General features: G+C 58.9%; 18 protein-coding genes. 5 read left to right on the top strand and 13 right to left on the bottom strand.

All coding sequences use genetic code 11. The annotated features are described in order from the left end of the window. Window positions 1–46: 46 nt before the first annotated feature. Window positions 47–1,699: a DNA repair protein RecN gene (gene recN / locus ALP8811_RS07535; RefSeq protein WP_108856511.1), complete on the top strand. Its 1,653-nt coding sequence runs from the start codon at window positions 47–49 to the stop codon at window positions 1,697–1,699. 2 nt (window positions 1,700–1,701) lie between these two features. On the opposite strand, the gene ALP8811_RS07530 is transcribed toward recN, so the two are convergent. After that, window positions 1,702–3,078: an FAD-binding oxidoreductase gene (locus ALP8811_RS07530; RefSeq protein ID WP_108856510.1), complete on the bottom strand. Its 1,377-nt coding sequence runs from the start codon at window positions 3,076–3,078 to the stop codon at window positions 1,702–1,704. A gap of 76 nt (window positions 3,079–3,154) precedes the next feature. On the opposite strand from ALP8811_RS07530, the gene ALP8811_RS07525 reads away from it, so the two are divergent. Beyond that, a complete protein-coding gene (locus ALP8811_RS07525) occupies window positions 3,155–4,843 on the top strand; it encodes a chloride channel protein (protein ID WP_108856509.1) in 1,689 nt (562 codons plus the stop codon). 77 nt (window positions 4,844–4,920) lie between these two features. Here ALP8811_RS07525 and rsmA read toward each other — a convergent pair whose 3' ends face one another. From rsmA to ALP8811_RS07495, 6 genes are all read right to left on the bottom strand, one after another. After that, window positions 4,921–5,757: a 16S rRNA (adenine(1518)-N(6)/adenine(1519)-N(6))-dimethyltransferase RsmA gene (rsmA, locus tag ALP8811_RS07520; RefSeq protein WP_108856508.1), complete on the bottom strand. Its 837-nt coding sequence runs from the start codon at window positions 5,755–5,757 to the stop codon at window positions 4,921–4,923. Continuing rightward, entirely contained in the window at window positions 5,757–6,758 is a 1,002-nt protein-coding gene (gene pdxA, locus ALP8811_RS07515; RefSeq protein ID WP_181363712.1) for a 4-hydroxythreonine-4-phosphate dehydrogenase PdxA, read from the bottom strand. Before pdxA ends, rsmA begins: the two co-directional genes overlap by 1 nt. Then, complete coding sequence (locus tag ALP8811_RS07510; RefSeq protein WP_181363711.1) at window positions 6,755–8,047, bottom strand: peptidylprolyl isomerase; 1,293 nt, start codon at window positions 8,045–8,047, stop codon at window positions 6,755–6,757. The genes pdxA and ALP8811_RS07510 overlap by 4 nt, the downstream gene beginning before the upstream one ends. 70 nt (window positions 8,048–8,117) lie before the next feature. After that, complete coding sequence (locus ALP8811_RS07505) at window positions 8,118–10,268, bottom strand: LPS-assembly protein LptD (RefSeq protein ID WP_181363710.1); 2,151 nt, start codon at window positions 10,266–10,268, stop codon at window positions 8,118–8,120. Then, window positions 10,268–11,365 carry an LPS export ABC transporter permease LptG gene (gene lptG / locus ALP8811_RS07500; RefSeq protein ID WP_108856505.1) on the bottom strand — a complete coding sequence of 366 codons (1,098 nt, stop codon included), beginning with the start codon at window positions 11,363–11,365 and terminating at the stop codon, window positions 10,268–10,270. Before lptG ends, ALP8811_RS07505 begins: the two co-directional genes overlap by 1 nt. Continuing rightward, window positions 11,362–12,525: an LptF/LptG family permease gene (locus ALP8811_RS07495; RefSeq protein WP_245924599.1), complete on the bottom strand. Its 1,164-nt coding sequence runs from the start codon at window positions 12,523–12,525 to the stop codon at window positions 11,362–11,364. The genes lptG and ALP8811_RS07495 overlap by 4 nt, the downstream gene beginning before the upstream one ends. Window positions 12,526–12,657: 132 nt before the next feature. Here ALP8811_RS07495 and ALP8811_RS07490 point away from each other — a divergent pair, with 132 nt between their 5' ends. Both ALP8811_RS07490 and ALP8811_RS07485 read left to right on the top strand, forming a co-directional pair. Beyond that, window positions 12,658–14,130: a leucyl aminopeptidase gene (locus ALP8811_RS07490; protein ID WP_108856504.1), complete on the top strand. Its 1,473-nt coding sequence runs from the start codon at window positions 12,658–12,660 to the stop codon at window positions 14,128–14,130. A 4-nt stretch (window positions 14,131–14,134) separates the two neighbouring features. Continuing rightward, window positions 14,135–14,659: a DNA polymerase III subunit chi gene (locus ALP8811_RS07485; RefSeq protein ID WP_108856503.1), complete on the top strand. Its 525-nt coding sequence runs from the start codon at window positions 14,135–14,137 to the stop codon at window positions 14,657–14,659. Window positions 14,660–14,663: 4 nt separating this feature from the next. On the opposite strand, the gene ALP8811_RS07480 is transcribed toward ALP8811_RS07485, so the two are convergent. The 3 genes from ALP8811_RS07480 to ALP8811_RS07470 form a co-directional block, all read right to left on the bottom strand. Beyond that, window positions 14,664–15,245, bottom strand: a complete 582-nt coding sequence (locus ALP8811_RS07480; RefSeq protein WP_108856502.1) for a retropepsin-like aspartic protease family protein — start codon at window positions 15,243–15,245, stop codon at window positions 14,664–14,666. Window positions 15,246–15,309: 64 nt separating this feature from the next. Beyond that, window positions 15,310–15,930 (bottom strand): MarC family protein, encoded by a 621-nt coding sequence (locus tag ALP8811_RS07475; protein WP_108856501.1) that lies wholly within the window; start codon window positions 15,928–15,930, stop codon window positions 15,310–15,312. A 2-nt stretch (window positions 15,931–15,932) separates the two neighbouring features. Further along, window positions 15,933–17,789, bottom strand: a complete 1,857-nt coding sequence (locus tag ALP8811_RS07470) for an ABC-F family ATP-binding cassette domain-containing protein (protein WP_108856500.1) — start codon at window positions 17,787–17,789, stop codon at window positions 15,933–15,935. Window positions 17,790–17,921: 132 nt separating this feature from the next. Between ALP8811_RS07470 and ndk the strand changes: the two genes are divergently transcribed. Further along, on the top strand, window positions 17,922–18,344 hold the full coding sequence (ndk, locus tag ALP8811_RS07465) for a nucleoside-diphosphate kinase (protein ID WP_108856499.1): 423 nt from the start codon (window positions 17,922–17,924) through the stop codon (window positions 18,342–18,344). 63 nt (window positions 18,345–18,407) lie between these two features. On the opposite strand, the gene ALP8811_RS07460 is transcribed toward ndk, so the two are convergent. The 3 genes from ALP8811_RS07460 to ALP8811_RS07455 form a co-directional block, all read right to left on the bottom strand. Continuing rightward, complete coding sequence (locus ALP8811_RS07460; RefSeq protein ID WP_108856498.1) at window positions 18,408–18,740, bottom strand: TfoX/Sxy family DNA transformation protein; 333 nt, start codon at window positions 18,738–18,740, stop codon at window positions 18,408–18,410. Window positions 18,741–18,794: 54 nt separating this feature from the next. Beyond that, the gene (locus tag ALP8811_RS16340; RefSeq protein WP_181363709.1) at window positions 18,795–18,944 is read right to left on the bottom strand and encodes a hypothetical protein; all 150 of its coding nucleotides are present in this window, start codon (window positions 18,942–18,944) and stop codon (window positions 18,795–18,797) included. A 250-nt stretch (window positions 18,945–19,194) separates the two neighbouring features. Further along, the gene (locus tag ALP8811_RS07455) at window positions 19,195–22,980 is read right to left on the bottom strand and encodes a translocation/assembly module TamB domain-containing protein (RefSeq protein WP_108856497.1); all 3,786 of its coding nucleotides are present in this window, start codon (window positions 22,978–22,980) and stop codon (window positions 19,195–19,197) included.

Raw genomic sequence — 22,980 nt, 5'->3', positions numbered from 1 at the left:
ATGGCCCGCCTGACGGTTCTCGGGCCAAGCGCTGACGGGTCTTAGGATGCTACGGTCTCTGGACATTCGAGATATGCTAATCATCGACCGGTTGGAGCTTGAGTTCCAGCCGGGGCTAAACGTGCTGACCGGCGAGACCGGTGCAGGCAAATCTATCTTGTTGGACAGTCTGGGATTTGTGTTGGGGTGGCGCGGTCGTGCCGATCTGGTGCGTACGGGTGCAGAACAGGGCGAGGTCGTCGCAGTATTTGATTTACCCGCTGATCACCCAGCCCGTGCGGTGTTGGACGAGGCCGGGATCCCTGCAGATGACGAACTGGTATTGCGCAGGATTAACCGACTGGACGGGCGCAAGACCGCGTGGGTCAATGACCGTCGGGCAAGCGGCGAGGTATTGCGTGCCTTGTCGGACAGCTTGGTCGAGCTACATGGCCAGCAGGATGACAAAGGACTTTTGAACCCCCGCGTGCATCGGCTGCTTTTGGACGAATTTGCAGGGCTTGGGGGCAACGTCGACAGGGTGAAAACCGCGTGGCGTGCCGTTGCGCAGGCATCCAAGTCGTTGGACGAAGCGCGTGCCCGTATTGACGCTGCTAAAGCCGAAGAAGAGTTTTTGCGCCATGCGGTCGAAGAGTTGGACATGCTGGACCCTCAGCCCGGCGAGGACGCTGAACTGGACGCGCGCCGTCGCTTAATGCAAGGAGCCGAGCGGATAGGCGAAGACATCTCGCGCGCGCATCAGGCGCTTGGCACTGGCGACGGGGCCGAGGCGCGTTTGGGCGACGCTCTGCGCTGGCTGGAAGGCGCTGCTGATCAGGCAGGCGACACGCTTGACGCTCCGCTTGCCGCCTTGAGCCGAGCGATGGATGAGCTGGGCGAGGCCGTATCGGGCGTCGAAGCGGCGATGAACAGCCTGTCCTTCAATCCGCACGAACTGGAGCAGGTGGAAGAACGCCTGTTTGCCATTCGCGCAATGGCGCGCAAGCACCACACCACCCCAGACGAGTTGGGCGTGTTCGCTGAAGACTTGCGTGGTCGGTTGACAGCATTGGACGCGGGCGCGGACGAGATTGCAGGGCTGGAAGCAGCCTTGGCCGACGCGCGCGCGCAGTACGACGCGGCGGCGCAGGTTCTGTCCAAAGCGCGACAGGACGCAGCGATCCGGCTGGATCAGGCTATGGGGGCCGAGCTTGCTCCGCTCAAGATGGAACGCGCTGTTTTCACGACAGAAATCACCGCAGCGGACCCCGGTCCGGATGGTATAGATGCGGTGACATTCTCGGTTGCCACCAACCCTGGCGCACCTTCCGGGCCATTGAACAAGATCGCCTCGGGCGGGGAACTCAGCCGTTTCTTGTTGGCCCTCAAGGTCTGCCTGACCCGTGACGCGACCGGCCTGACCATGATATTTGACGAAATTGACCGCGGCGTGGGGGGGGCCACCGCCGATGCCGTTGGGCGACGTTTGGCGGATCTGGCCTCTGCAGGTCAGGTGCTGGTCGTAACCCACAGCCCGCAGGTGGCCGCACTTGGTGGGCATCATTGGCGTGTCAGTAAATCGGTGACGAATGGTGTGACGCTCTCGACCGTGTCCCCGCTGTCGTCCGATCAGCGTGTGGACGAGATTGCCCGGATGATATCCGGCGACACCATCACGGACGCGGCCAAGGCCGCCGCGAAAGAGCTGTTGGCAGGCTGATCTTATCCGGCTTGCGGGACCAGCTTGCCGGGGTTCAGGATATTACGAGGATCGAGCGCGGTCTTGATGTCCCCCATCAGAGCCCAGCCAAAGCCATGCTCTTCTTCCATCAGATGTAGTTTGCCCATTCCCACGCCATGCTCTCCGGTGATCGTGCCTCCCAAGGCCAGCGCACGACGGCTCATCCGTTCTGCAAGGATCTTTGCTTCGGCCATTTCATCGGGGTTGTCCGTAGCAATCAGTAGAATGGCATGAAAATTCCCATCCCCAACATGCCCAAGGATAGGGCCGGGTATGGACGAGGCCTCGATGTCCGCGCGGGTGTCTTCGACCGCTTTTGCTAATTGCGAGATTGGGACACAAATGTCGGTGACCAGCGCATGTGCGCCGGGGCGCAGACTTTGCACGGCATAAAACGCGTGATGTCTGATCTTCCAAAGCGCGTTGCGATCCTCGGCCTTTGTGGCGTGTTCATAGCCCGTGGCCCCAAAGTCCTGGACGATCTCGCCGAAAATATCACTGGCTTCTGTGACGCTGGTTGGGCTGCCATGAAACTCGACAAGCAGATGTGGGCATTCTTCCATCTCGGTTCCGGCATATTGGTTGAAGGCGCGCGCGGTCGTCTCGTCCACAAATTCGATCCGGGCCACGGCAAGGCCCATCTGGATCACCTGTTGAACCGCACCCACGGCTGATCCCATGTCAGGAAAGGCACAGATTCCGGCGCGGATTTCTTCCGGTTGCCCATGCAGACGCAAGGTAAGCTCGGTGATAATCCCCAAAGTGCCCTCGGATCCCAGAAAAAGGGCAGTCAGATCATAGCCCGAGGATGACTTTGCGGCGCGCGATCCCGTGCGGATTATGCGCCCATCTGCAAGGACGACGGTAAGCCCGAGCACGTTTTGACGCATAGACCCATAGCGCACAGTCGTTGTCCCCGAAGCGCGTGTCGCGGCCATCCCCCCCAAGGTTGCGTTCGCGCCGGGATCAACCGGGAAGAAAACGCCTAATGTACGCAATTCATGGTTAAGCTCTTCGCGTGTCAGCCCCGCTTCGACTTGGGCAATCATATCACCCGGATCCTGCGAGAGAATCTGGTTCATCCGGGCCATATCCAGGCAAACACCACCTTTTGCCGCACTTGTATGTCCTTCCAAGGACGTGCCGGCCCCAAAGGGGATCACCGGTAAACCGGCATGACTACAGATTTTCAGAATCCTGCTGACTTCATTGGTGTTCTCGGGCCAGACCACGATATCGGGTGGCGCAGAAGCAAAATGTGTCTCGGACCCGCCATGTTGATCCAGAACAGGCTTGGAGCGGCTGATGCGATCGCCTAGAAATGACGAAAGCTCGGTGAACGCGGTGTCGATGGCCATCCCATCCTCCCCTGAGAAACCGGAACAACTTATGGTAAATGACCGGCCTTGGGAAGGGTTCTAAACGCGCAGCGCAATGATAGAACAGATAAAATTGATATTGGTTGAGCGTACCCGAAACCTTGGCGGGAATGCGCGCGACACATGGGAGGTCTTGATCGAAAAAGGCCCAAGCCAGATGCAATTCTGGCTGATTGCGCTTGTCATCGGTGTGGCCTCGGGGGCTGCAGCGCTGGGGTTTCGCAAAGGGATCGAAATCCTGCAGGCTGCGCTCTACGGAACGGATGATCTGTCCCATTTGCACAGTTTTGCTGAAACCTTGCCATGGTATTGGATATTGCTCTTGCCAACCTTGGGCGGCTTGGTCGTTGGGCTGATCCTGAACTGGTTCACCCATGACGGTCGTGTGCGCGCGGTTGCCGATGTGATCGAGGGCGCAGCCCTTTGGGACGGTCGGGTGGAAAAACGCGCAGGTCTTGGCTCGGCTTTGGCGTCGCTTGTGACGCTGTCCACCGGCGGTTCATCAGGGCGCGAAGGCCCTGTCGTCCACCTCGCTGCGGTGATCTCAAGCTGGATTTCAGCGCGGATCAACGCCAATGGTATCACCGGGCGTGATCTTCTGGGGTGCGCCGTCGCAGGCGCTGTTTCGGCCAGTTTCAACGCCCCCATCGCGGGCGCTCTATTCGCGCTTGAGGTTGTGCTGCGCCACTTCGCCGTCCACGCCTTTGCACCGATCGCCATCGCCGCCGTGTCTGGCACAGTGATCAACCGGCTGGAATATGGTGGTGTGACCGAGTTTGTGCTGCCAGATGAAGGCACGCTGGCCTTCTATATCGAACTGCCCGCCTTCCTAATCCTTGGGCTTGTCTCGGGTATTGTTGCGGTGATCCTTATGCGTTCGATTTTCTGGGCCGAGGATCTGGGTAACACCGTGCAGGATCGCCTGCGCCTGCCGCGTATTCTTCGCCCTGCGCTATCTGGGTTCCTGTTGGGAGCCATCGCGATCTATTTTCCACATATCATTGGCGTCGGGTACGAAACAACTTCGGCGGCCTTGACGGGAAGCCTGACAGCTGGTGTCGCCATCCTGTATGTCGCCGTGAAAGTGGCCGCAGTAGCCATTACAATGGCGGGACGCATGGGGGGCGGTGTGTTTTCTCCGGCGCTGATGGTGGGGGCACTGACCGGTCTGTCCTTCGGGATCATCGCCACGGCCATTTTCCCGGATGTATCGGGGTCCGAAACCCTCTATGCGCTTGCTGGCATGGGCGCTGTCGCGGCCGCCGTATTGGGCGCCCCGATTTCCACAACGTTGATCGTGTTCGAGTTGACCGGGGACTGGCAGACCGGGATTGCCGTGATGTCCGCCGTATCGTTATCGACCGCGCTGTCTAGCCAGCTGGTGGATCGCAGTTTCTTCCTGACTCAATTGGAACGCCGCAACATCCACCTTGCCGCTGGTCCGCAAGCCTATCTGCTATCCACCGTGCGCGTGGCGCAGGTGATGCGTGATCTGGAACACGCGCGCGCCGCTGGAGAAGAACATTGCTGGGAACTGATCGAGGCCGGCATCTATGTGGACGGAAATACGACGCTTGAAGCAGCTATGCCGATCTTTGAAACCACGGGCGAGGCGTACATACCTGTCGTCACCCTTGGTGGTGAAGGCGACCCACCCGAGTTGTGGGGCGCTATCTTCCATGTGGACGCACTGAAAGCCTTCAACCGTGCGCTCGCGGAAACGGCTGCCGAAGAACACTCCTGATCCAACTGTTCATTTTCTTACCGAAAATATCCCGGGGGAGCGCCAAAGGCGCGGGGGCAGAGCCCTCCAAAAAACGCCTAACCCAAGGCCCGCGACAAAGCACAGAAGGCCTCGACGTCGATCTCTTCGGCGCGCGAGGTTGGTTTGATCCCGACCGACGTCAGCACGTCCTCGATCTCGGGGTGCAGACCTTTCAGCGAGGCGCGCAGCATCTTCCTGCGCTGCCCAAAGGCTTTGGCGACAACCGCCTGCAATTTTTTTGCATCCGCCTCGAATCGAGGGACAGGCAGGGCTTCGAAATGCACCACAGCCGAGTGGATCTTCGGCGGTGGCGTAAAGGCTTCGGGCGGAAGCTCCATCACCACGCGTGGTGTGGTGCGCCACTGGGCTAGAACGGCTAGGCGCCCGTATTTCTTCGATCCCGGCTGCGCCACGATGCGTTCCGCCACTTCCTTTTGGAACATCAATGTCAGGCTGGACCATGCTGGCGGCCAGCTGGGGGGCGTTAGCCAACGCACAAGAAGCTCGGTCCCGATGTTATAGGGCAGGTTGGCCACGATACGGATAGGGGGCGTCAGATATTCGAGCGGATCAAGCTCCAACGCATCGGCGTTCACGACTTCCAACCGACCCGGATAGACCTCGGCAATTTCGGCCAAGGGGGCCATGGCACGGCTGTCTTTCTCGACGGCCAGAACCTTGCGTGCGCCTTCGACCAGAAGGCCACGGGTCAAACCGCCGGGTCCGGGGCCGACTTCCAGCACATCACTGCCTGACAGATCCCCGGCAAGCCGTGCAATCTTGGCGGTCAGGTTCAGGTCCAGAAGAAAGTTCTGGCCCAGCGATTTCTTGGCCACCAATCCGTGGGTGTTGATCACGTCGCGTAGTGGTGGAAGTCCGTCGATCTGGCTCATTATGTGCTCTCCTGTCGACGGGCAAGGCCCATCTGGTGGGCCATGCGCAGGGCATTGATCAAGGACGTCGCATCCGCCTTGCCTGTGCCCGCGATGTCATAGGCGGTGCCGTGATCGGGCGAGGTCCGCACGAAGGGCAGCCCCAAGGTGACGTTGACGCCACCCGCGAAATCGATCGTCTTGATCGGGATCAGGGCTTGGTCGTGATACATACAAACTGCCGCATCATAGCCAGCACGCGCGCTGGCGTGGAACATGGTGTCGGCGGGCAGGGGACCCAGCAGATCCAGACCTTCGGCACGCAGATCGTCCAGCAAGGGCGTGATCATGTCGATCTCGTCCATGCCCATCGCGCCGCCTTCCCCTGCATGGGGGTTCAGGCCAGCAATCGCCAGCCGTGGAGCGTCCAGCCCGAAATCACGGATCAGGGCGGCATGGGTGGTGCGGATGACTTGAGCCAGTTTCTCGCGTGTCAGTGACGTGGGGACATCGGACAGGGCGATATGAATCGTGGCAGGCACCACGCGCAACGCGTCACAGGCCAGCATCATCACAACATGGGCGTCCCCGGCCAGATGCGATAGGTATTCGGTATGGCCCGGAAACGGAAACTCCGCCCCGTCTTTCAGCGCTTTCTTATTGATCGGATTGGTGCAAACCGCCAGCGCCCGGCCGTTTTGGGTCAGGTCCACGGCCTGCGCGATGACGTCGATCACCGGCTGGGCGTGTTCAGCTTGTGCGACGCCCGGCACGCGTGGGGTCTGGAAGTCATACGGCAACACCGGTAGAGATTTGGCCCCAAGGGCGTCAGCTGGGGTGTCGATCCGAGTGAACGCAACGCCCTCGGGCAGGTGGCGCGGATCCCCGATCAGGAAGAATGGCAAGGTGCCTTGCAAAGCCGCGAAGGCTTTGGCCGCGATCTCGGGCCCAATGCCTGCCGGCTCGCCCATGGTCAAAGCCACGGGCGGTACAATTCCGGACACGCTGCTTTCAGCGGTCATTGCGCGTCAAATTCCTCGATAAACGCGGCGGCGCGCAGCTCTTCCAGATAGGCGGTCGAGAAGGCCTGCAAGCGCTGGTTTTGAAGGCGCGCGCGCAGCTGGTCACGACTGACGTCTTCTGGCAGTTCGCGACTGCGCGAACATAGCATCAGGAAAACAAGGCTTTGCCCATTGGACGAGGTAAGCGCAGTCGATGCTTCGCCTTTGTCCAGCTGGGCCAATTCAACGGCATAGCGGGTGGGCAGCTCGCCGACGGGCACAGATTCGCGCTGAATTTGTGCCTCGGTCGATCCGGGGAACAAGCCAAACAGATCGTTGCAGCTGTCCGCTTTGGCACGAATTTCGGCGGCTTGCGTCAGGGCTTCGGTGCTGCGTCCGCCGGGGATCATCAGCGCGGAATATTCTACGGTGACGTCCTGAGGTGTTGGGCGATCGAGTTCTTCAATCGCACGCAGTTGAAAGACGGCTACCCCGTTCTTGACGGGCACCGGGTCGGTTACGTGACCGGGCTCCAGTGCCACAACCTGTGCGGCCACCGCCGGAGGAAGATCCGACAGGTCCGTCCAGTTCAGGCGCCCCGAACGGCCACGTGACTCGGCAACCGACGAATTGCGCGCCGCAGAGGCAAACGCCCCCAAAGTGGTGATCTCGGACAACTGCGAGGCGCGGGCGTTCGCATCCTGCATCGCCTCAGGATTTTCTGCAGCCAGAACAATTTCGGACAACAGAACACGGACATTCTGCCCCGGAGCGGTCAAAGACAGCTGGCGGTCAATTTCGTCCTCGGTCACGTTGATGCGACCCTGCCAGCGTTTGCCCACGACAGAGCGCCACAGCAGACCACCCGAAACGAAGTCGCGGAAGGTTTCCGGCGCAACCCCGGCCTCGGCGATGATCTTGTTGAACTCTTCGACCTTCAGATTGAAACGGCCGGTAAATTCGGACATGCCCGCCAAAACTTCCTCGGCTGTAATGGAAACGCCAGCGGTATCTGCAGCCTGACGTTGCAGGGCTTCATCTGTCAGCTGGTTCAACGCCAACTCGCGCAGGTTGCCCGGTGCGCGCAGCACGGTCAGAAACAACATGCGTTGGGACAATTCATACGAGGTGATCACACGCTCATTGATCTTCTTTACCGGGGCAAACATGTTTTGCGCCTCGGCTGGGGTCGGGCCCATTCCAACCAGCGTGACCAGCCCCAAAACAAGGCCAGAGGTGGCACAGGTCCATAGCGAAGCGGTCGATTTGCGCGGCTCTTGCTGCGCTTTTGATTGGCGAAGAAATCCCATGGGTGTTTTCCTGTATCGCATAAGCTCGTATCCCCTGACTTCGATCTGTCCTGCTTCAATCACGTAGTTTTCAGCCGCGGCATTTATTCACTGCTGCCCCGCGACCACTTCCAAATCCGATCAGTTCGAATTGCAGGCCAAAATCAGTTGTTGGCTCTACATTAATAGAGGTTGTAAAGCGACGCGAGAGGGAAAGATCAATCGAAAGACATTCATTTCGGTATTCCACCCCAAAACTGGCGCGGGTGGCTTGTTTTGCCTCGACGTCAAAGCTGCCATCAGCCGTAATTGTCCAAAAATCCCCGGCCTTCCAGGCACTGTCCAAGCGCAGTTCATGGGTAGGAGTAGGCCGGCTTTCGGCCGCATCATCTATCACCCAGATATGCGCAGCACCCAATTGGAACTGATCAGTCAGCCACGCGGCGCGGGTTTCGGATTTGGTCAGCCCGAAATCGTCGTCCAGAAGCGCACGACCCTGAACCGAGACGCGCCCACCAAAATTGATCGATGCACCCAAAAGCCAGTCAGAATTTTGGCCCGCTAGACCAGAGGCATCGGTGAACTGGCCCAAATCCACTTCGCGAAAGACACGCCCAGCGGCCAAGGTGAATCCCCAGCCAGACGGTGTGTTGCGGGTCCAGCTTAGACCCAAGGCGGCGCGCAACCCTTCCTCGCGTCGGTCGCTTCCCGGAAAGCGGTTGAGATCGAACAGGTTGCCCTGATCAAATTCAACGAATTGGCTGTCTTCATTGGGAATATCCGCGCCAACCTGTTCGGACCATGCGACTGCAGCGACAGGTTCCAATATGTCGACCGTTCCATTGCCTGCTACCCTCGACAGGGGCCAGCGCAAGGTCACGCCGGCAGAAGGCGTGGCGAAGCTCTGCTCGGTCTGATAGCGGCTATCTTGTTCGATCCAGTAGATATCCGCGTCCAGGGCGGCCTGACCTTCGATCACCAGACCAGCCGGGCCGATCCAGTCGCGCCGCCAGTTCAGACCGGCGCCCATGCGCGCGACATCGCGCCCCTGAACATCCAGTTTGCTTTCGCGGAAATGGGCCTGCCAAGACAGATTGGCCCGCAATTCGCCGCCGACAATTCCTCCGGGATGGAAGCGACGTTCATAAAAGGCATCAATCTGGGCGAATGGAAGTTGATCCGAGATTGGCAGTTCCGACGCACGCAACGTGTCATAGCGGGTGATGCCGGCAAAGGCGAACTCGTCCCGGCGCGCGCGCATCACTTCGATTGCGTTGCGCAGTCGGTCCTGATCGGAGTAACCGTAGTCCAGCAGATAGCCGGGGTCCGAAACCTCTTGCAACTGGAAGGACAGGGTGAAGTCGCGCGGTAGCTGGAACTCACCTTCACCGAACACATAGAAACGTGTCGTGTCATTCAGAATGCTATCTCGGCTGACAGCCCCTTCGACCTGAATGTCACCAGTCTGAAAAGCTTGCCGATAGCGAAGCTCTAACGTGCGAGTTTTGTCGGCAATATAGGGTGATACTGTGACATCCGCATGATCACCAAGTTTGATGAAGTAGGGGGTGGCAAGGCCAAACCCTAGGGTCGTGTTGGTACGGATCTTGGGCGGCAGGAATCCGGTTGCGCGATTCAGCGTGGGATCAGGCAGGCGTAGGCGGGGCAGATAGAAGACCGGTACATCGGCAATACGAAGTTGTGCGCCATGAAAATAGAGCTGACGGGTTTTTTCGTCATGGACCACACGCTCGGCGCGGATCTGCCAAAGCGGCACTGGGTTTTTCAAACACACATGGCACGAGGACGCCGTAACGCGCGACAACTGGGTATAGCGGTCTTGCACGCGGTTGATCTGGGCCGCGGCGATCTGCAATTGCTCGTCAAGGACAAGACGCGCACTGGTCAGGATCCCATTGCGCAGATCAGCAGACAATTGTGCCTCGTCTGCCACCAGTATTGTACCATCAGGTCGGGTAATGGTGATCGGCCCGGTGATAGACAGCGTATCAGTCGCCTTGTCATAGCTGACCCGCGTTGCGGTCAGGCGCGTGCCGTCGAAAAGAACCACGACATTGCCCTCGGCGACCAGTCCACCATTGCTAACCACGCGTACGTGATCCGCAATCAGGCTTGCGGTTTCGGCAATGGCTGCTCCGGTACCAAGAGCGACGGTGCTGACGGACCCTGCCAACAGGGCCAAGGCCAGTCGCCCGGCGCGCAGATGCTGTGACAAACCCATCATCCGTCCTCCAGATGCAAAAGAATGCCCAGCGGCATAAGGATCGCGGCGACAGGAGGGGCCCATGCGGCCAGAAGGATCGGAATCTGTCCGTTCTCTCCAAGGATCTGCGCGAAGTTTCGGATGAAATAGGCACCGAATCCCATCATCAGGGCAAATAGGACCATGACGCCGGTTCGGCCAAAGCGCGTGTGGCGCATTGTAAATCCCGCACCGATCAGAACCATGGCGACCAGAAAGACGGGCATGGCCAATTCCATATGCAGCCAGACGCGATGTGCGCGGGCCGAAAAGCCAGCGGCCTCGAGCTGTTGGATAAAGCGCGGAAGATCCCAGATCGAAATTGAACTGGGTTTGCCGAAGCTGTCGCGGATCTGTTCCTGCGTCAAATTCGAGGCCAGCGTAAACATCGGGTATTGAATGGCCGAGCTTTCGGGGTTGGCATCACTGATCAGATCCCAAACCTTTGCACCACGAATGGCCCAGTGACCGGGTTCCAATTTGGCGCTTGCGGCTTCAATCCGCAGTGTAGGCGGACCTTCAGGGGCAAAGGAGAAGAAGGTGACGTCGAACAGCTCGGTCCCTTCAAGATTTGACCGATCGGCCCGGATCACGGTTTGGCCCGTTTCATTTCCCTGACGCAACCACACCCCGTCAGAGGCAATCGACAGAACGGATGCGCCGCGTCCTTCGTACTGCGCTGCGATACGTTCATATTTCTTGGTTGTCCCGGCTGTAATCGGGTTGCCGATGGCCACCGCCAGAATGCCAAACAGAAATACGGTCAATACGGGTGAAATCAGTGTCATCAGCGCAGACCGACCCGCTGCGCGCGTCACAACCATTTCCGAGCTGCGCGCAAGGCTAAGGAACATCCAAACTGTCGACAGAATCACAATCAACGGCAGGATGCGGTACATCCAGACCGGGGTGTTCAAAAGCGTCAGTCCTAGAACATTTGATATCCCGACCGAGGCCGCATCGAAGCGCCGCATGCTTTCGACCATGTCGAGCAGGACAAAGATAATAGCCAGCACAACAAGCATGCTCAGGAAGGCGCGCAGAAAGCGACGAGCGATATAAAGATGCAGCCTCATGAGTTTGCCTCGGACAAATGGCGGTTGCGTTCGCGCAACGTGCGCCGACGACGGCGCAGATCTGATAGGGACGGTTGGGTGGCCATGTACAGTACCACCAAGTTGAATACGACGCCGACAAGGGTTGCCATATAGACCAGACCGACACCGCCTTCGGTCCGGCGCGCCAGATCAAGCATGGTGTTGTCCAAAGATTGCAACATCGCTACTGCTGCCAATGCGATCACCACCTGCCGCCAAAGACCAAATCGGCTGAATCCAGCCACAATCAGCATCGAGTAGCCAGCCATTGCGGTCACGATGGAATAGAGCGCTTGGGCGTTGCGGAAGTGGCCCTCGGCACGCAGGGCTGCGCGGGTTTCACCGGTTTCCGCAAGCGTCGAGGCAGGAGGGTTCAGCAGTTCAGGGGTGTAGATCTGGGTCAGGGTGCGCACGCCTTCCTCGGCCCCGGTGAGAAGCGTGGCAATGTTATAGGTGAAATCCTCGAACCCGGTGGTGGTCAGACGTTGGGTTTCGATATTGATCACCTGTGCCAGCCCGTCAAACATGACAAGACGTGGGCCAAGGTCGGTTTTCACGATCAACGCACGGCGGGCGGTATATGTGTAACTTTGTTCCTCATCCCGTTCATCCGACAGGAAAATGTCAAAGAGCTCGCCTGCGGGACTGATTTCACGGATGTAGAGGGTGATGCCATCTGAAGGGTGCACAAAACTACCTTCGGTCAGGAAACGCGCCGTGACATTCTCGGCGATCTCGGCCTGACGTTCTGCAAAGCGCAGCTGGCTCATGGGGACAAGGATATGTGTCAGGGCCAGCATGAACAGCGCGGTCAGAAGGCCGAATATCAGTACCGGACGGGCCAGTCGAAACGGACCATAGCCCGCTGCCTGTGCAACCACCAATTCGCTTTCCGAGTTCAGCCGATTGGTGACGGATACCGCTGCTGCAAAAGAGGCGATCGGGATAATGAACACGATCACACCCGGTAGGATCATGGCCGAGAATTCAAGGAATACCAAAGCGGTCTGACCGTTGGCGATCAGCTGATCGAACAGCCGCACCGCCCGGTTCACCCAAAAGAGCATCACCAGGACAAGCCCGTAGAAGCCGAACAGCACCACAAGCTGCGACAGCATATAACGGTCGAATCTGGCCACGTTCCCCCCTGAGAACCCAATATCTTGTGGTCTGGTTTCTAAACCATCCGACGGGCGGGGAAAACTGCTATCTGGTCAAACCTGCGGTGGGGGGCTACCAATGGCAGAAACCTGCCAGACAAAGGACCCGTCATGACCGCTCCGATCCTTCCAAGTTTTACCGAAATCAACCTTGATGCGATTGGCACCCATAAGGGCCGTGTCACCGTGGTTCTGTCCGAACCCGGCAAGCTGCATCCGGCCGCGCGGCGCGTGAATAAGCTGATGCGCGGGGCGCTTGTGCGCTTCACCGAAAGCGATGCGTTTGAGAAGATGAAAGACGGCGATGCGCTGGATCTGGCATGGCCCGTCGGGATGGAGGCTGAGGCCGTTCAGGTTATCCGCCTGTCCCCGCGCGCTGACGAAAACACCGCCCGTAAGGCTGGTGGAAAAATCGGCAAGGCGCTTCTGGGTAAAGATGTTTTGGTTCTGGCGGGGTCTCTGAAAACCGCAGATGAACTGGCGCTTGGGGCCACCTTGCGCGCCTATGCGTTTGATGATCACCAGACACACGACGATGCACCAGAAGGTGGCAGCCTGATGGTCATGGTATCGAAGCCCGAAAGCTTTGAGGGCGCGACGGTCAACATCAACGCCCTGTCCGAAGGCGTGTTCTTCACCCGCGACTTGGTGAACGAGCCTGCCAACGTCCTGACAACGGTCGAGTTTGCGGACCGTCTTGAGGCGCTGTCGGCCCTTGGCGTCACAGTGAAAGTGCTGGAAGAGGACGAACTGGAAGCCCTTGGTATGCGCGCGCTTTTGGGCGTGGGGCAGGGGTCGGAAAGCCCCTCTAAGATTGTCATCATGGAGTGGCTGAAAGGCGAAAAAGGCGCGGCGCCGCTGGCTCTTGTTGGGAAGGGCGTCGTGTTCGACACGGGCGGCATCAGCCTGAAGCCCGGCGCGGGCATGGAAGACATGACCATGGATATGGGCGGGGCTGGTACGGTCTCGGGCGTGATGAAAACGCTGGCGCTGCGCGGGGCTAAGGCCAATGTGGTCGGGCTTGTTGGTCTGGTCGAAAACATGCCGGACGGACGTGCGCAACGCCCCGGCGATATCGTGACATCCATGAAAGGCACCACGATCGAGGTGATCAACACCGACGCAGAAGGCCGTTTGGTTCTGTGTGACGTGATGTGGCATGCGCAGGAAGAATACAAACCCGCCGCCATGGTGGATCTGGCCACACTGACCGGCGCGGTCATTATCGGCTTGGGCCATGAAAACACAGGTGTTTTCTCGAATGACGACAGTTTCTGCAACAGCTTCCTGAACGCGGCCGCCGCCGAGGGCGAAGGCGCGTGGCGGATGCCGATGGGTCCGGGATATGACAAGCTGATCAAGTCCCACAAGGCCGACATCAAGAATGTTGGTGGGCGTGCCGCGGGTTCCGTTACCGCAGCCCAGTTCCTTGGTCGCTTCGTGAAAGACGATCAGCCCTGGATCCACTTGGACATCGCGGGCACCGCCCAGCTGTCCGGCGAAAGCCCGCTGGCCCCCAAAGGGGCGACCGGTTGGGGCGTGTTGGCGCTGAACCGTCTGGTGAAAGACCAGTTCGAAGGTTGAGCCCATGACTGAAACAGCAGGGACCGAAGAAGAGGTGAGGGCAGAAGGCGTCGCGCAAGGCGAGGTTTTCTTCTATCACCTGACCCGGTCCCCGCTTGAAGCTGCACTACCCATGTTGCTAGAGCGCAGCCTGCAGGCTGGCTGGCGTGTTTGTGTGCGTGGCCCGAACGCTGCGCGTCTGAACTGGCTGGATGAACGGTTGTGGTTGTACCCCGAGGACGGGTTTTTGCCCCACGGGCAGGCAGGCGGTCCGCAGGATGCCCATCAACCGATCTTGTTGACCAACGACCAAGGCAATCCAAACGATGCGCAGGCATTGATGGCCATCGACGGGGCCGAGATTTCAGAAGATGACATGCGCGGTCATGTTCGTGTTTTCGTTGTATTCGACGGAAACGATCCTGACGCGGTGGCGCATGCGCGCACCCAATGGATGGCGGCGAAGAACGCGGGTGTCACTGCGAAATACTGGAGTCAGGAAAGCGGTCGGTGGGAGATGAAAGCCAGCACCGCGCCTGACGACGCCTGATCCGCTAGCGCGTCAGAACCAGCTGGTTGCGGCTGATCTCGATCTTTTCAAACCGTTGCAGATAATCGTTGCCCAGAAGCGAACGTGGCATCTCGCCCTCGTTCACCCAGACCTCGACCCCGAAATCCTGAACGTTCAGCAGCTCGACCTTGGCGATGCGCGCCGGGGCCGTGCGGACCTCGCCATTGGCGCTCATTGCGCGGCCATAAAAGCGCAGCGCGTTCATTTCAACACCGATACGGGAAGCGTCTTCTTTGGTCAGGACGATGTTGCTGGCCCCGGTATCTACTATGAAATCAACGGGTTGCCCGTTCATCTTCAAGGTCGCATAGAAGTGACCATCAAAGGCGCGTGGCAATACGATTTCGCCCGTGTCTTGAATGACGCCTTGGCGCGGAGAGATGTCGTCGCGAATGTCGCTCCACAGTCCAACCCCCGCCAGAGCGCCCACAAATATCAGTGCCCAGATCAGCGCGTAGCGCAGGTTCCGCCCTAGACTGGCGCGGCTTTCCGCAACGAAATAGCCGCCCACGGCTGTCAAAAGCAGGGCAAGATAGGCAAATCTGGCGATATCGTCTCCGGTCATGATCTTGATATAGGAACGTCAGATGGGAATGTCACCGGGTCAGCATGCCGCGTCGCGTGTTAGATCAGCCCATCAGCCCGAAATCACGCAGCCCTTCCAGCACGAATTGCACGGCCAGTGCGGCCAGCAACATGCCCAGAAGCCGTGTAACCACCTTGATCCCGGTTTCCCGCAGCAGGCGTTCAAGCAGAGGGGCTGCGTTGAACAGGACGAAGGCAATGACCAGAACAAGGGACATCACGACCAGCGCCAATCCGACGCCCGCCAAGCCGTCACCTTGACCTGCCAACAAGATCACCGTGGCAATCGAACCGGGACCGGCAATCAAAGGCATGGCAAGCGGAAAGACGGACGGATCCTCGTCACTTTCGGTCTCTTCCGACTGATCTTTGCGCCGCTGGGTGCGCCGTTCAAACAGCATGTCCAATGCGGTCAAAAGAAGAAGGATCCCACCTGCAATCCGGAAGGCTGGCATCGAGATGCCAAGGAAGTTCAGAACGCCTTCACCAAGGAAGGCGAATAGCGTCAAAAGTACGCCCGCAATGATACAGGCGCGAATGGCGACGGCGCGGCGTTTGGCGGCATTCATTCCTTGGGTCAACGCCATAAACAAGGGCGAGATCCCGATTGGGTCCATCACGACAAACAGGGTCACGAAGGACGGAACAAATAGATCAAAGTCCATCGTTAAGCCTCTGCTTTTTCGAGCTTACTTTGTGCGTTCATCCAGAGGTCTTCGGCCTTGTCCATGGCCTCCATCACCTCGGCATACTTCTTTTGCCACACCCCAAGGTCACCGGCACGCTCGTTTTCATAAAGCTCGGGATCGGCGAGTTTGGTGGCAAGCTTGTTGCGCATATCTTCGATCTTTGCCATGCGGGCTTCGCATTTGCGCACCTCTGCGCGCAGGGCCAAGATCTGATCACGACTCGGTCGTTTGGGCTTGAGCTTTGCGGCGGCTTTCTTGTCCGTCTTCTTGGCCGTGTCGGGTGCCAAAAGCATCTTGCGATAAGCCTGCAGATCCTCCTCGTAAGGCGCCACATGGCCGTCTTTCACCAGCCACAGGCGGTCTGCGACCATCGACAGCAAATGCATGTCGTGGCTGACCAGAATGACTGCGCCGCTATAGGCGGTCAGCGCTTCGACCAGCGCCTCGCGGCTTTCAATGTCCAAGTGGTTGGTCGGCTCATCAAGGATCAGCAGATGCGGGGCGGGCAGGGTCGCCAATAGCAGTGACAGACGCGCTTTCTGACCACCAGACAGGCGTCCAACCTCGGTGTCCGCTTGATCCGGGCCAAGGCCGAACCCTGCCAGACGCGCGCGCAGCTTTGCTTGCCCTTCCGAAGCGCGTTCGCGCATCAGGTGTTGCAGAGGCGTTTCGTCAACATAAAGCTCGTCCACCTGATGCTGCGCAAAGAACCCGATACGCAGTTTGTTCGAGGACACCATATTGCCCTCCATCAGGTCCAAACGACCCGACAACAGTTTGGAAAGCGTGGATTTTCCTTCGCCGTTACGCCCAAGCAGTGCGATGCGGTCGTCTTGGTCAATGCGCAGGTTCAGATTGCGCAGAACAACAGTCTCGCCATAGCCCACAGCCGCCTTTTCGGTAGCGATAATAGGGGGCGAAAGCTCTTCCGGTTTGGGGAAGGTGAACACGGTGCGCGCCGCATCTTCGGGTGCGCGGATGGTTTCCATCCGTTCCAGTGCTTTCACGCGCGATTGCGCCTGTTTCGCCTTAGAGGCTTTGGCCTTAAAGCGATCCACAAATGCCTGCAAATGCGCGCGATGCGCGTCTTGTTTCTTGGCCGCAGACGCCATCAGAGCACGCTTCTGCGCGCGCTGCTTGGCGAACATGTCATAGGTGCCCGTGTAGTAAATCAGGCCCTTGTCTTCGAGGTGCAGGATGCCCCCGACCGAGCGGTTCAGTAGCTCGCGGTCGTGCGAAACGATCAACACGGTGTGGGGATATTTGACCAGATAGGCCTCGAGCCACAACGCGCCTTCCAGGTCCAGATAGTTGGTCGGTTCGTCCAGTAGCAACAGGTCAGGCTCGGAAAACAGCACAGCAGCAAGCGCCACGCGCATCCGCCAGCCGCCCGAAAATGCCGAGCACGGCATTTGCTGCTCTTGATGGGTAAAGCCAAGACCTTTCAGGATCGAAGCCGCCCGCGCCTCGGCTGACCAAGCGTCGATGTCAGACAGGCGGGTCTGGACCTCGGCGATGCGAGTCGGGTCGGTGGCGGTCTCGGCTTCGGCCATCAAGGCTTCGCGTTCGGTGTCCGCGCGCAAGACCGTGTCGATCAAAGACACCTCGTTGCCGGGCACCTCTTGGCTGACACCGCCGATCTTCCAGCCCTTTGGGAGCGAGACCGAGCCGGTGTCCAGCACCATCTCGCCGCGAATGATCTTGAACAACGTCGTTTTGCCCGAGCCATTGCGCCCTACAAGGCCCACTTTGTGACCCGTCGGAATGGTCACCGAGGCGTTTTCGACCAAGGTGCGACCAGAGATAGAATATGTGATGTCTGAGATTTTAAGCATGACCCCATGTGCCTGACCTGCGCCAGCCCGTCAATCGCCGCTTTTCAAAATGACGATCCCATGCTACGGGGGCGCAAATCACATGCGCATCGGGGCAGGGGTCCCGTTGCCTTAAACGTAAAAGGGACCATCATGGCTATCCAACGCACATTCTCGATCATCAAACCCGACGCAACCAAGCGCAACCTGACCGGCCAAATCGCCGCCAAGTTCGAAGAAGCTGGCCTGCGCATCGTCGCGTCCAAGCGCATCCAACTGACTCTGGCACAAGCCCAGCAGTTCTATGGTGTACACGCCGAGCGCCCCTTCTTTGGCGAACTGTGTGAGTTCATGATCTCCGAGCCGATCGTTGTTCAGGTTCTGGAAGGTGAAGACGCCATCGCGAAAAACCGCGAAGTTATGGGCGCAACCAACCCGGCCGAAGCTGCTGAAGGCACCATCCGTAAAGAGTTCGCCCTGTCGATCGGCGAAAACTCGGTTCACGGTTCGGACGCTCCGGAAACCGCTGCAGAAGAAATCGCTTTCTTCTTCTCGGGTCTGGAACTGGTTGGCTAAGCCATTTTTCTAGAAGAACAAAAGGCCGCTCGGGGAAACTCGGGCGGCCTTTTTTGGGGGGGATCACGCCTTACGGATGCCGATTGCATCCAATATGGCTTCCATTTTGTCTTCGGGAGGTTTCTTCGCAGAGGCTTCGGACTTCAGCGCATCAAACCGCGCGCGAAGGGCGTCTTTTTCCTTGCCCTGACAGTCATTCCAAGGGCGTCCCTGTAATCCCATCACCATGGCGTAGTAGGCGATGAAATGTGGGCGCGATCCGGTGGCCAGAAGGCGGCGATAGGCCTCGTCCGGGCCTAGGGTACGCAGCTCTTCGGCAGTATGAATGCCTGCGCGGGCATAGACCGCGTCTGAGGCTTCGCCAAGATTTCGGATGGATGATACAGGATCGCTCATGCGCCGAAGTTAATCGGTACAGAAAAATTCTTAAACCCGTATCAAGACCAAATCTTAAATGCTGGCCCAATCGGTAAATAGAACCGTCGGCTCTTTCGGCTCGTCCGTGCGGGTGCGATCCCGCTTGGGCGGTGCCTTGACATGCACGTAACGCGTGCCGCCAGACGGTGGTTTATGCTTTTCTTCGGGTTTTTCCCCAGCCATATCCTTGCTCCGTTACTCATTAGAGGTGCGTGGAAATATACGCACCGGTTTCCCCACAGGAGCCTTTCGGCCTTCACATGTTAACATATCGCCGCGCAATATTCGTAAAACTTTGAACACAAATTGTTTCCATTATGAAAAGGTGTGGCAGAGCTGCGACATTGGAGGGGCGCTGGCTAAACACAGTAAATTCAAGGGTGGAATGGCATAGGAAGTCGTTAATGCCCTGTAAAGGCTTGGTAAACGGTGATCAGTAGTCTCGTTCGTAGTAAACGCCGACGCCTGTGTCCCCATCCGATCCCAATGTCCCGCGCGCAGTTAGGGATGGGGAAAGGGTGAGGTTCAAATTGACCTCGGCCTTGCCGTCTGCGCCGACAGTGACGTCAGTATAGATGTTTTCCGAGATGTACTTGCCTGCCCGAACCGATGCAGCGCCTGTTTCATCTGTGGTGACATCCAGATCATCCAACGCGAAGTTTCCGCGCAGACGCCCCAGAACACCTTCGCCGCCCTTACCCGCCAATGTGCGCACGGCAGCCGCCAGTCGCAGCGCCTGAATGGCCGAGATCTGGGTGATGTCCTTGCCGAACAGAAGGCGGGCCAGAACCTCGTCCTCGGGCAATTCAGGGGACGACGTAAAACTGATCACGGGCGAGAACGCAGGGCCGGTCACACCGATTTTGATCTCTGTGTCTTCAGCTTGGGCTTCGGCGAGGAAGTTCAAATAGGGATTGAAATCGCCTTGCAAGCTGACCTCGCCCTCGGTCAAGGTCAGGCGTTTGCCTAGCATATCCAGACGTCCACGGATCAGATTGAACTCGCCCTGAGGAACGACGTCGGCGCTGGTGCCAGTGACACGTAGGGATCCCCCCAGTTCCGCGTCCAGCCCACGTCCGCGCACGAAGATTTGCCCCGGGGCGTTCAGTGTAATGTCCAGTGGGTAAGGGCGACCGGGGGCTGCGGTGCTTGGAGCCACTATGAGCCCGGCAAACTGTCGCGTTTGACGCACGGCAGCCGGTTCGCCCACATGCTTCAACCCTTCCATGACGGGCAATGCGCCAGAGGCGGTTTCTGGTACGCGAAGTTCGGTCCGTCCCAGGTTCAGCTCAGCGCGCAGCGTAGCCCCCCCCTGAAGCGGGCCGCGGAAATCGGCCGTGCCGTCCACCGTGGTTTCAAACAGCTCTCCGTCTGTCAGGCGCAGCTGGTCCAACAGGATCGACAGGTCCGCTTGCATAGGTGCGGCAAGCCCGATTGTCCCCGTTGTGGTGATACGCCCCCCAGCGGCGACCGAGCTTTGGACATTCAGCGTTGCCGTCCCTGCGTTTAATGTGACCTGTCCGCTGGTAATGTCGATGGACTGTTTCAAGCGGGGAAGGGCCACGCGGGCGTTTTGTGTGGTGATTGTTCCAGATAACGAGGCAAGGTCCAGTGGTCCGCGCACAGCAAGGTCATAGCTGGCAGTGCCTGTGGCAAGGCGCGGGCGAATTGCCGGGTTGGCAAGGGCAAGAGGTGCGGTGCCAGAAAGAGCAAGATCAGCCTGCGCGCCGTCTGCGCTGACTGTACCGTCCATGCGCCCGTTCACACCCGCTGGCCCAGTGGCGTCAATCGAAATGCGCCAGGCATTGGCGCTCAGCTCGGCGCTGCCTTGTGCTTCGGCCGCGCCAGACATGCCATCGGCAACCAGACCAAGATCGGCAAGGCGCGACTGGAACGTCACGCGGGTACCGTTGTCCGAGGGCTGGCCTTCGGCCGTCAACGACAGTGCATCAGTGCGCAGGGTCAGGCGGTCCAGAAGAACAGGGGCGTCGCCCTTGCGATGGGCCGCAAGCGTGAAATCAGAGGCCCCGCGCAGGACCGCATCAACCTGTGCAATGCCGGTCCCAAGAGATTGCGCTGTGCTGTCCACCTCAATCGAGAAATCACCGCTTTCTGGGGACGTTTGGCCGGTTGCCTCAAATTTCAGACCGCCAGACAGGGCGCGCTGTGCCAACCCGCTATAGGGGGCAAGCTGTGCAATTTCGCCACTTAGCGTTCCTTCGATCTGAGCGACCGCACCATCCACAAGATGCAACAGCGCCGAGGACTGCATGTTCGCTTTGCCCGGACCATTGAAATCTGCGTCCATCTGCCAATTATTCCCGGACTGTACTAGCGATGCGTTCACGCGGACTTGGCCGGTGAGCTTGGGATCGACCGCGCTGGCGTCGGGCAGGGTCAGCGATAGGTCCGCGGTCGAGCCTTGGGTTTTCAGATCCGCAGAGGCCTGAAGCCGCACGTCATCTGTTTTCAAGTCTAAGCCCTCGATCCGGGTGCCATTTGCATCACGCACGGCCCGCAGCGCCAGTCGACTTGTTCCACCGATCAGTGAATCCAAATACGGCTGGTTCACGCCCAGCCCTCTTCCCCGACCATTCAGGCGCAGATTGAAAGCACCCCCCAAAAGGTTGATATCGTCGGCCAGATCAAGCGCAGCGTTGCCCGATAGGGGGATCCCGAGAACACCAGAGAATTGCGACAGATCATACGCTGTTAGGCGGAGCGAATATATGCGTGCTAGAATGCCCTCGGTAAAATCCGAAAGGCTCAGCGCACCGGCTAGTTCATAGCCTGTGCCCGCAAACTGCAAATCCGATAGGTCCAAGCGCGTACCATCAGCCCAGTTAAAGCGCAGGGTTCCGGAAAGATCCGGCCCGATGGCAGCGGCCAGTTCCGGGCTTTCTAGATGGATGTCGCTTGCGTCAAACTGCACAGCGCCGTCGATCACTGGGGCTGCCCCTTCTTCCCCTGCGCGCAAGCGTCCCGATCCAGTCAGTTTGGCTGTCTTAATCGTCAGATCGTCCTGCGTGAGGTTGTCGAGGCTGGCGCGCGCCGTCCAAAGATCGCCTGTGCTGGCATCATATGCGATGTTCAGGTCAACAGACGAAACCATCGTACGTGGGCCGGATATGGGCAGGCGAACGGGTTGGCCATCCGGCGACGCGATCTTTCCGCGCAAAGCCATACGCTCGGGCCAGCCGTTTGGGGTTAACTCTAAGTTGCCCGTCAGATCGAGCGATGCAGATCGCATCGACAGCGCGTCAATCCGGGTCGATCCGTCTGATGATTGAGCGGCCCGTGCCGTCAGATTAACCGCATCCCCGAAGAAAGCATGATAGTCCGAATGCAACAAAGGTGAGATATCCCCCGACAGGTCCACCGCGAACTGCCGGTCGTTGGCGGGTTCGTCTGCGGAACCTGGTGTTGTAGGGGTCTCTAGCAACGTGACCGATCCATTCAGCCGGTCCTGTCCCTCGGTTGCAACAGCGATCTGGGCCGTGAAGTCAGACAGCGGGCCAGTACCATCGATTTTCAAGCCAAGGGCCGGGTGGTTGGGAATACTCAGCAGCTTCGCAGCCAATCCACCCGCGTTTTCTTCCAGCGACAGAAGCAGCGACAGGATCCGATCGGTGTTGTCATAGCTGCCCGACAGCTCCAATCTGCCTGTTGGCCCATCCAGTCGGGTGATGTTCAGATCGACCTTGCCCGTCCCTGTCTCTAGCGTTGCGGACCCTTGAAGGGTAATCGCCGCCGCAGCACCAAGGACGGCTTCCTCCAGATTGACCCGTGCGGCACGAATGGTGCCGATGTTCAAGGACACGGGAAGTTCTGGCAGCGCAAAGCCCGTGGCTTCGGGCGTGGGTAAGCCGGGTTCTGGGATCGGGCGGCGCAACAGGGTAATTTCTTCGGCCTCGAGCGCGTCGATTTTTACGTTTCCGGTCAACAGCGCACTGCGCGTCCATGTCAGTGTCAGGCCACGCAAGCTAAGCCAGATCCCCTCGCGATCCGCGACTGTAATCTCGTCGACAGTGGCCTGAGAGCTAAATGCCCCCGCAAATCCGATGATTTTGATCTCGCGCCCGGTGTCGGACAGGTTGTCTTCCAGAAAGGCTTGCAGATAGCCACGATCATCTTCGGATGAGCTGTCCGCGCTTTGCGACAGGGCCGCAAAAGGCAGAGCCAGACAAGTCACCAAGATCAGCAAGAAACGTCGTGTCAT

The sequence above is a fragment of the Aliiroseovarius pelagivivens genome (genome assembly GCF_900302485.1).
GTDB classification, from domain to species: domain Bacteria; phylum Pseudomonadota; class Alphaproteobacteria; order Rhodobacterales; family Rhodobacteraceae; genus Aliiroseovarius; species Aliiroseovarius pelagivivens.
The sequence above is the reverse complement of the archived record's forward strand: the minus strand, read 5'-3'. Positions and strand labels throughout refer to the sequence as shown.